This window comes from Thermodesulfovibrio sp., assembly GCF_049969575.1.
Lineage (GTDB): Bacteria > Nitrospirota > Thermodesulfovibrionia > Thermodesulfovibrionales > Thermodesulfovibrionaceae > Thermodesulfovibrio > Thermodesulfovibrio obliviosus.
Genome location: NZ_JBMFOO010000028.1, coordinates 13,682 through 23,675 on the forward strand (window position 1 = coordinate 13,682; position 9,994 = coordinate 23,675).

The 9,994-nt window shown below is 34.9% G+C and carries 6 protein-coding genes; all 6 read left to right on the top strand.

Annotated elements, in window-relative coordinates; all coding sequences use genetic code 11:
- Positions 1-274: 274 nt before the first annotated feature.
- Entirely contained in the window at positions 275-2,179 is a 1,905-nt protein-coding gene (locus tag ACP5O9_RS07255; protein ID WP_353686348.1) for a DUF294 nucleotidyltransferase-like domain-containing protein, read from the top strand.
- A gap of 1 nt (position 2,180) precedes the next feature.
- Positions 2,181-2,870 (top strand): 3'-5' exonuclease, encoded by a 690-nt coding sequence (locus ACP5O9_RS07260; protein ID WP_428723730.1) that lies wholly within the window; start codon positions 2,181-2,183, stop codon positions 2,868-2,870.
- A 16-nt stretch (positions 2,871-2,886) separates the two neighbouring features.
- Positions 2,887-3,183, top strand: coding sequence for a DUF485 domain-containing protein (locus ACP5O9_RS07265; protein ID WP_353686350.1), 297 nt, complete (start codon positions 2,887-2,889; stop codon positions 3,181-3,183).
- Positions 3,183-4,721 (top strand): cation/acetate symporter ActP, encoded by a 1,539-nt coding sequence (actP, locus tag ACP5O9_RS07270; protein ID WP_428723731.1) that lies wholly within the window; start codon positions 3,183-3,185, stop codon positions 4,719-4,721. Before ACP5O9_RS07265 ends, actP begins: the two co-directional genes overlap by 1 nt.
- Before the next feature lie 36 nt (positions 4,722-4,757).
- Positions 4,758-6,725, top strand: a complete 1,968-nt coding sequence (gene acs, locus ACP5O9_RS07275) for an acetate--CoA ligase (RefSeq protein WP_424905142.1) — start codon at positions 4,758-4,760, stop codon at positions 6,723-6,725.
- Between the two features lie 85 nt (positions 6,726-6,810).
- Positions 6,811-9,994, top strand: a 3,184-nt coding sequence (locus ACP5O9_RS07280; RefSeq protein WP_428723732.1) for a helicase-related protein, incomplete at its 3' end; no start/stop codon positions are given.

The following is a 9,994-nucleotide window of genomic DNA, read 5'->3' on the forward strand; positions in this document are numbered from 1 at the left end:
CTTTTAAAATTTTTGCTGAGGCTTTAAAAAGCCTATGCTAAATTTTATACTGCTTCGTTAAAAACTTCAAGGTAATTTTCACATTTGAACCCTTGAACTATCTTGAACATTTGAACTCTTTTTAGAAAAAATTGCTTGGAATGACAGTAAGAAAAATGTAACTTTTCTACACTTTATAATGTAACTTTTCGTAACCTTTTAAAAGGTGTCTTTTTGTAACTCTCTGAATTTTAAAGTTTTTTAAATTTGGCATTTTTTTTGCATTTATTACAAAATGATGGTCAAAATAATAGAAGATACAATAGAATTTCTTAAAAATGTTCCACCCTTTGAGTTTTTAGATACAGAGATTATAAACTCTGTAGCAGTTAAAACCTCTATGGAGTACTATCCAAAGGGCACCTATATACTCATTCAAGATGGTTCACCGAGCGAATTTCTTTACATTATAAAAAAAGGTGGAGTAAAAGTTTACAGACGAGCTAATGCAGAAGAAGTAACAATTGATTTTCGAAGTGAAGGTGATTCATTCGGCTTTGTATCTTTAATAAGTGGAGACAAATCCCGAGCCAATGTTGTTGCTATAGATGATACAATTTGTTATCTAATTCCGAAAGATACGATTCTGAATCTCATAAACAAATATCCTGAAGTAAGAGATTTTTATCTGAAGTCTTTTATGAATATATATCTTGATAAAAAATATGCTGAAGAAACTTCAAAACGAGCTTTAACAGGCACAGTTGATAAGCTTCTTTTTACTACCAGTGTTGAAGAAATCGCATCCAAAAATGTTATTTCCATACCAGAGCATACTCCAATAAGAGAAGCTGCTGGGATAATGTGTGAAAATAGAATAAGCTCTCTCATTATAATGAATTCTGAAGGAATTCCTGTTGGAATAATAACAGACAAAGACCTTAGAAGAAAGGTAGTTGCAGCTGCAAGAGATGTTAATGAACCTGTTAAAAACATAATGAGCTTTCCGATAATCAAAATTGATGCAAAGGATTACTGTTTTGAAGCAATTGTCAGAATGCTCAAATATAACATTCATCATCTTCTTGTAATTAAAAATGGTCAAGTTAGTGGAATAATTACAAATCATGACATCATGATGCTTCAAGGTCTTTCTCCAGTGACAATAGTAAGAGATATAGAGATGCAGCAAAATATTGAGGGAATTATTAATGCTTCAAAACAAATTACTAATCTTGTTGGGAATTTACTTCAGCAAGGAGCAAAAGCGAGCAATATTACAAGAATCATTGCGGAAATTAATGACAGAATAGTTAGAAAAATAATTCAATTTGCTGAAAGAGAATTTGGACCTGCTCCAATTCCTTACTGCTGGATAGCTCTCGGGTCTGAAGGAAGAAAAGAGCAGACCTTCAAAACTGACCAGGACAATGCTTTAATTTATGCAGAACCACCAGCAGGACAGGAAGAATCAATAAGAAGATATTTTCTTGAATTTACGAGCTATGTTAAAGAAAATCTTCTTAAATGCGGATTTCCAGCATGTCCAGGAGACATTATGGCAAGCAATCCAAGATGGTGTCAGCCTATTAAAGTCTGGAAAAAATACTTTTCACAGTGGGTATACACACCAAAAGGAGAATCAATAACTCTTTCCAATATATTTTTTGATTTTAGAGCTATTTATGGAGATTTTTCTCTTGAAGAATCTCTCAAGGACTATCTTTTAAATATCGTTAAAGACCAGCGAGTTTTTTTAGGTTATCTTGCAAATCTTGCTGTAAAAAACAAGCCTCCCTTAGGATTTTTCAAAACTTTTGTAGTTGAAAAAAGCGGAGAACATAAAGACAAGCTTAATATAAAAATAAAAGGCATTGCCCCAATTGTTGATATTGTTAGACTTTTTAGCCTTGAAAAAGGCATAAGAGAGACTTCTACCTTAGAAAGAATTGAAGCACTTAAAAATAAACACGCAGTAGTTAAAGACTATGCAGAAGAAATAATTTACGCATTTGAATTCCTGATGCTTTTAAGAATAAAGCATCAGTATGAGCAGGTAATTCAAGGAAAGATGCCAGATAATTTTATAAATCCGGAAACACTGAGCAATCTTGAAAAAAAGTTGCTCAAAGATACATTTCATCTTATATCAAGGCTGCAGGATATTTTAATTGAAAAATATAAGCTTATGATTATTTGAAATGTTTTCAATTTTTAAGAAAAAGAGAAAAATTCCTGAATACAAAGGAGTATCAATTGCTGATACAGAGTTTACAGTTGTTGATACAGAGCTTACAGGGCTTAGTGAAATGAAAGATACCATTATTGCAATAGGGTGTATAAAAATGAAAGGTAAATCCATAAAAATAGGAGAGATATTTTACAGAACTATAAAACCAGAGAGTTTTGTAAAAAAAGACAGTATATTGGTTCATGAAATTACACCAACAGAGCTGGAAGTCTGTCCAGAAATATCTCCGATATTAAGAGAATATCTTTCCTTTGTAAAGAATTCAGTAATTGTAGGGCATTGTGTATCAATTGATATTGCTTTTTTAAAAAAAGCTATTCGCGAATATCTTAAACAACTCTACGAGCCTGTAGCGATAGATACATTTTGCATTTATAGTTGGCTTATTCAGAAGGGTTTATTACCTGAAAGTTTTTTAAAAAACAATTCATTAAAAGATGTTGCTTTATCACTCGGGATTGAACCAAAACAATTACATGATGCTTTATCTGACGCATTTATTACTGCTCAAGTTTTTCAAAAGCTTGTAACATTGCTTGGAAATATTAAGATTTATACACTCCAGGAAATTATGGACATAGGCAATCCCAATATATCCGGATATATGGGAGTTAATAAAAATCAAACATTTCAATTTTAAGAAGGAGGGATTCAAGATGAATGAAAAAATTTTGAATTCAACGGAATTCAAAAGTCTTGTAAGAAGTAAAAATGCGATTTCTCTGATTCTTACAATAGCTGAGTTAGTTGTTTATTTTGGTTTTGTTCTGCTTATAGCTTACAGCAAAGAGTTCCTCGGTCAGAAAATCTATGGACCAGTTACTGTGGGTATTCCAATTGGAATCGGAGTAATAGTTATTTCGTGGATTTTTACAGGAATTTATGTAGCATGGTCAAACAAGAAATATGATCAAAAAGTAGCAGAAATTAAAGAAAAATTAGGAGGTGAATAATGCAAACAGTTTTAGGACAACCAACTTTAACAGGTATATTTTTCTTTCTTTTATTTGTATCAATAACCCTTTACATTACCTATTGGGCTGCAAAAAGAACAAGAACAACAACAGAATTTTACGCAGCAGGAAGAAGTATAACAGGATTACAAAATGGTTTAGCTCTGGCTGGAGACTACATGTCTGCTGCAAGCTTTCTTGGAATAGCTGGATTGGTCTCCCTTAAAGGATACGATGGATTAATTTATGCAGTGGGTTGGCTTGTTGGCTGGCCAATTGTTATGTTCCTCATAGCAGAACCATTAAGAAATCTCGGTAAATATACTTTTGCAGATGTTGTTGCTTACAGACTTAAGCAAAGACCAATAAGAACAGCAGCAGCAACAGGAGCTTTAATAACAGTGCTTTTTTATCTCATTGCGCAAATGGTTGGTGCAGGCTCATTGATAAAGCTTATGTTTGGTCTACCCTACGAGGTTGCCATAATAATTGTAGGTTGTCTTATGATAGCCTATGTTCTTTTTGGTGGGATGCTTGCTACTACATGGGTTCAGATTATAAAAGCTTTTTTACTATTAGGTGGTGCTACTTTGCTGGTTTTGCTCACTCTTTATAAGTTTGGTTTCAATTATGTTGAACTATTTTCAACGGTCACAGCAAAGTATGGAGATAAATTTGTTCAGCCTGGTGGCTTAATAAAAAATCCAATTGATGCAATATCTCTTGGAATTGCTTTGATGTTTGGAACTGCAGGGCTGCCTCATATACTCATGAGATTTTACACTGTTCCAGATGCTAAAGAGGCAAGAAAATCAGTATTTTACGCAACAGGATTCATTGGATATTTTTATATCCTCACATTTACAATAGGTTTTGGCGCAGCTGCATTAGTAGGACAACAAATTATAAGTAAAATTGACAAAGGTGGCAACATGGCAGCTCCTCTTTTAGCAGAGGCACTGGGTGGAGAAATTTTCCTTGGATTTTTAGCTGCTGTTGCTTTTGCAACAATACTTGCAGTGGTTGCTGGTTTGACCTTAGCAGGTGCTTCAGCAGTATCTCATGACATTTATGTTGGTGTTGTTAAAAGAGGAAAGGCAGATGAAAAACAAGAAGTAAGAGCAGCTAAGATTGCTACTTTATGTCTTGGCGTACTTGCTATAATTCTCGGTATAGTATTCAAAGGTCAGAATGTAGCTTTCATGGTAGGATTAGCCTTTGCTGTAGCTGCTTCTGCAAATTTCCCAGCATTGCTAATGTCAATTTTCTGGAGAAAGTTTACAACCACTGGAGCTGTATGGAGCATTTATACAGGGTTGATTTTGAGTGTGGTTTTAATCATTTTAAGCCCTACTGTATGGGTTGATATTCTTAAAAATCCTCAGCCAATATTTCCACTAAAAAATCCGGGGATAGTTTCTTTCTTTGCTTCCTTTGCTATTGGTATTTTAGTATCTCTTTTAACACAAGAAAAAGAAGCTGAGGCAAAATTTGAATCTGAAAAAATTAGATCCTACATTGGAGTTGGAGCAGAATAAAATGTTAAAATCAATAGAAAAAAGGGAGGTAAAACTATGACACAAGGGATTGATGTATTACTTAAAGAGCAGAGGACATTTCCTCCACCAAAAGAAATTTCAGAAAAAGCTTATATTAAAAGCATGGCTGAGTATGAGGCAATATATAAAAGGTCAGTAGAAGATCCTGAAGGTTTCTGGGCAGAGATAGCAGAGCAAAATATTTCATGGTATAAAAAGTGGGATAAAGTCCTTGATTACGATTTTAATAAGCCGTATATAAAGTGGTTTATAAATGGAAAGCTCAATGTATCTTACAACTGCCTTGACCGTAATCTTGATTCTTTAAGAAACAAAGCAGCCCTCATATGGGAAGCAGACGATGGAGAAGTAAGGACTTATACCTACTGGCAACTTTACAGAGAAGTCAACAGATTTGCCAATGTTTTAAAAAAATTGGGGATAAAAAAGGGCGACAGAGTAGCTGTTTATCTTCCCATGATACCTGAGCTTCCAATTACAATGCTTGCCTGCGCAAGGATTGGAGCAATTCACAGTGTTGTATTTGCAGGATTCTCAGCTCAGTCTCTCAGAGACAGAATCAATGACTGCGGAGCAAAAATTTTAATAACAGCGAATCAGGGAGTAAGAGGTGGAAGAATTGTTCCCTTAAAAGCAAATACTGATCAGGCATTGGAAGGAACACCATCTATAGAAAAAGTCATAGTTGTTAAAAGAACACCAAATTTTGTTGATATGGACCCTCAAAGAGATTTCTGGTGGCATGACCTTATGAATGATCCTGAAATTAGCAATTATTGTGAACCAGAAGTGATGGATGCGGAAGATCCTCTTTTTATACTTTACACATCGGGTTCAACAGGAAAACCAAAGGGAGTTCTTCATACTACAGGTGGATACATAGTTTATGTAAATATCACCTTCAAGTGGGTTTTTGACTATAAACCTGAAGAAACATTTTTTTGTACAGCAGACATTGGATGGGTAACAGGACATAGTTATATTGTTTATGGTCCATTGAGTGCTGGAGCAACATCTCTTATGTTTGAAGGTGTTCCCACATATCCAAATCCTGGTAGATTTTGGGAAATTGTTGAAAAACATAGAGTAAACATATTTTATACAGCACCTACAGCAATCAGAGCACTCATGAGAGAAGGACAGCAGTGGCCCTATAAATATGATCTTTCAAGTTTGAGAATCCTTGGAACAGTTGGAGAACCAATTAATCCAGAGGCATGGATGTGGTATTACAACCATGTGGGAAGACAGCGTTGCCCCATAGTTGATACATGGTGGCAGACTGAGACAGGCGGATTTATGATTACACCTTTACCTGGGGCAATGACTCTTAAACCTGGCTCAGCTACAAGGCCATTTTTTGGAGTTGTTCCAAAAGTGCTTAAGGAAGATGGTTCTCCTGCAGGGGTTAATGAAGGAGGATATCTTGTAATTGAAAAACCATGGCCAGGAATGCTTAGAGGAACATGGGGAGATCCTGAAAATAAGAGAATCAAAGAAGTTTATTTCTCAAGATTTCCAGGAAAATACTTTACAGGAGATGGAGCCAGAGTTGATGAAGATGGAGATTACTGGCTAATGGGAAGAATTGATGATGTTATAAATGTATCTGGTCACAGAATAGGAACAGCAGAGGTCGAATCTGCTCTGGTTGCTCATCCTGCAGTTGCAGAGGCTGCTGTCGTAGGATTCCCTCATGAAATAAAAGGTGAAGGAATTTATGTTTATGTTGTTTTAAAAGAAGGATATGAACCATCAAAGGATTTGGAAAAATTACTGATTTCTCATATAAGGCAGATGATAGGACCCATTGCTACACCAGATAAAATCCAGTTTGCAGGAGGACTTCCAAAAACAAGAAGTGGTAAAATTATGAGAAGAATCTTAAGGAAAATAGCCTCAGGTTCAATTGAAGAGCTTGGCGATACATCCACTCTTGCAGATCCTTCTGTTGTAGAGGAATTAGTTTCTGGCCGAAAATAATATTTCAAAAGTAGTGGGGTAATTTCAAGTTGCCCCACTACTTTTTTCATTGAAAAAATTCCCTCGATTTGATAACATTTTCATAATGTTAAAAGAAGGTTCAATAGTTGAAGCACCCTTTTGGCCAGAACCTGTTGAAATTAAAAAGATTGAAGAAAGAAGCAATGGTCTTAACATAATTGGTTCTACTCTTTATTCACGCTCTCATGTAGATGATATAATCCCTTATGATGAAGTGAAAAAGATAAAAACTAAAGATTTTTTACTTACCTTTACAGGTAATGCTGAGGAAGTATTCCTGGCTATTGAGTATTTGCGTTTTTGTTATGCTTCGCTTTTTGACCCTTTTTTAGCAATGAATATCTCCAAAATTGATCCTCTTCCTTTTCAAATAGAGGCTGTTTATGGTTATGTGCTCAAATTACCAAAGATAAGGTTTTTAATAGCTGATGACCCTGGTGCGGGTAAAACCATAATGGCAGGATTGATTGTTAAAGAACTTAAACTAAGAGGAATAATCAATCGCATACTTATTGTAGTGCCCGGACATCTTAAAGATCAGTGGAGGCGAGAGCTTAAAGAAAAATTTCAAGAGACCTTTACAGTGGTAACTCGTCAGGTAATGGATGCCCATTATGGAGAAAATATATGGGAAAGAGAAAATCAGATTATAACTTCAATTGATTTTTTAAGACAGGAAGATATTTTAAAAACTCTAACTACTATTCACTGGGATTTAGTGATTGCTGATGAAGCTCATAAAATGGCTGCATACAGTTATGCAAACCGAGTATCAAAAACACATAGATATAAAGTAGGTGAAGTTTTATCAAAAAATACAAAACATTTTCTATTTTTAACAGCTACACCTCACAAGGGCGATCCTGAAAACTATAGACTTTTGCTTGACCTTTTAGAACCTGGATTTTTTGCTACCACAGAGATGGTTCAGGAATCAATACAAAAAAGCGAAAATCCTCTGTTTATAAGAAGGCTTAAAGAAGACCTTAGAGATTTTGAAGGTAAACCTCTTTTCACTAACCGTTATGCAAAAACACTTAAATTCAGACTATCTGAGAGAGAAAAGATTCTTTACAATAAGGTTTCTGAATATGTTTTATCGCAATACAACAAGGCAATACAGTCAGACAAGAGAAAAAATGTCGCATTTGCTCTTGTTATTTTACAGAGAAGGCTTGCATCAAGCATCTATGCTCTCAACTGTTCTTTAAGAAGAAGAAAACAAAAGCTTGAGCAATTGTCTGATATTAAGCCAGAGGTTGTTTTTATAAATATGGACAAATATGAAGACTATGAAGACTACGAAGAAGCAGAAAGATGGCAAGAAGAAAACAACTGGGAAACCCTGAGTGTTGCTAAAAACAGAGAAGAATTAAAGATGGAGATTCAAACCTTAAATGAGTTGATAAACCTATCAGAAGAACTTATAAGGAATGAAGAGGAAGTCAAGCTAAAACAACTCAGAGAGGCAATAAAAGAAGGTTTCAAGAAAATAGAGGAAATCAATGGAAACAAAAAGATTATCATTTTTACTGAATCTAAAGACACAATGGATTACCTTTATGAAAAGATAAAATCCTGGGGCTACTCTGTCAACTTTATTCATGGTGGAATGGCTCTTGAGCAAAGGATTGAAGCTGAAAAGATATTTAAAAATCAGACAGAGGTGATGGTTGCTACAGAAGCAGCAGGTGAGGGTATAAATCTTCAATTCTGTCACATAATGATTAATTATGATATTCCATGGAATCCAAACAGACTTGAGCAGAGAATAGGAAGAATTCATAGATACGGACAGAACAAGGACGTGTTTATGTTTAATCTTGTTGCTGAAGATACTCGTGAAGGAGAGGTTTTCTCAAAACTCTTTGATAAACTTGATGAAATAAAAGAAGCTCTTGGCACAGATAAAGTGTTTGACATAATTGGTGATGTATTTTACGGAAAAAATCTTTATCAACTTATAGTTGATGCAATAACTCAGGCAAAAACAATAGATGAGATCATAAAAGAAATTGACATCAAGATAGATGAAAATTACATAAGAGAGATTAAGGAAGTGCTTGGTGAAAGCCTTGCAACCAGACACATTGACTACACAAGAATTAAAGAAATGGCAGAGAAAGCAAAAGAGCTGAGGCTCATACCTGAGTATGTGGAGGAATATTTTAAGAAAGCTTTTGAAAAAGCTGGTGGAAAATATAAAAAACGAAAAGACGGATTTTTAAGTATAGAGCTTATTCCTTATGAGATAAAACAGATTGCCAGTGATACTAATTTTAAAAATAAATTTGGATTAATAATGTCTTCCTATCCAAAGATAACTTTTGACAAGGACATAGCCTTTAAAAATCCTGAAGTTGAATTTGTTTCTTTTGGACATCCTCTTTTTGAAGCATTGCTTGAGTGGGTTAAAAAAGAGTATCTTGGAAGTCTTCATCAGGGAGCTGTTTTTGAAGACCCTGAAGGAAGGCTTAACGGTTATGTATATTTTTACGAAGGAGAAATAAAAGATGGTAAGCGTGATGTAGCAGGGAAAAAATTAATAGCTTTATATGATGATGGAAAACAAATAAAAGAGCTTAATCCATCAATTATATGGGATCTTGTCCCGGCAAAAGCAAACAATCAATTTGAAATACTCAATAATAAAAAAGACCAGCTCAAAGACTTTGCCTATGAAGCCCTTAAATCCTACAAGGAAGAAATCCTTAAGGAAAGACAGAGGCAGGCTGATATAAAAAATAAATATGGAGTTACATCTCTTCAATATCTCATAAACGAGCTTGATGCAGATCTCGTAGAACTTTATGAAAGACAGGATAGAGGGGAAAAAGTTGATGTTGTCATAAGAAATAAAGAAGAAAGAAAAAAGCATTATGAACAGGCACTGAAGAATCTTCATAAAAGCATAGAACAGGAAACCAATCTTGTGGTATCTATGCCAAGGTTTGTTGGAGCAATATATGTAAAACCTGCAAAAGCAGAAATGGTTTCTGATGAAGAGATTGAAAAAATCGGAATGAAAATAGCAATGGAATATGAACTATCTCAGGGCAGACAGCCTGAGGATGTTTCAAAGGAGAACCTTGGCTTTGATATTAGGTCAAAGCCTGCCTGCCAAAGCCTTGGCGCAGGCAGGGGCAACGGACAGACAAGGTATATAGAAGTAAAAGCAAGACGGGATGAAGGTGAAGTGGTATTAACACCTAACGAATGGTTTAAAGCAAAAAGATTTAAAGAGCAAT

Bases quoted from the DNA above. Each gene is read 5' to 3' on its own strand.
- ACP5O9_RS07255 (WP_353686348.1), top strand. From the start codon at position 275: ATGATGGTCAAAATAATAGAAGATACAATAGAATTTCTTAAAAATGTT.
- ACP5O9_RS07260 (WP_428723730.1), top strand. From the start codon at position 2,181: ATGTTTTCAATTTTTAAGAAAAAGAGAAAAATTCCTGAATACAAAGGA.
- ACP5O9_RS07265 (WP_353686350.1), top strand. From the start codon at position 2,887: ATGAATGAAAAAATTTTGAATTCAACGGAATTCAAAAGTCTTGTAAGA.
- actP (WP_428723731.1), top strand. From the start codon at position 3,183: ATGCAAACAGTTTTAGGACAACCAACTTTAACAGGTATATTTTTCTTT.
- acs (WP_424905142.1), top strand. From the start codon at position 4,758: ATGACACAAGGGATTGATGTATTACTTAAAGAGCAGAGGACATTTCCT.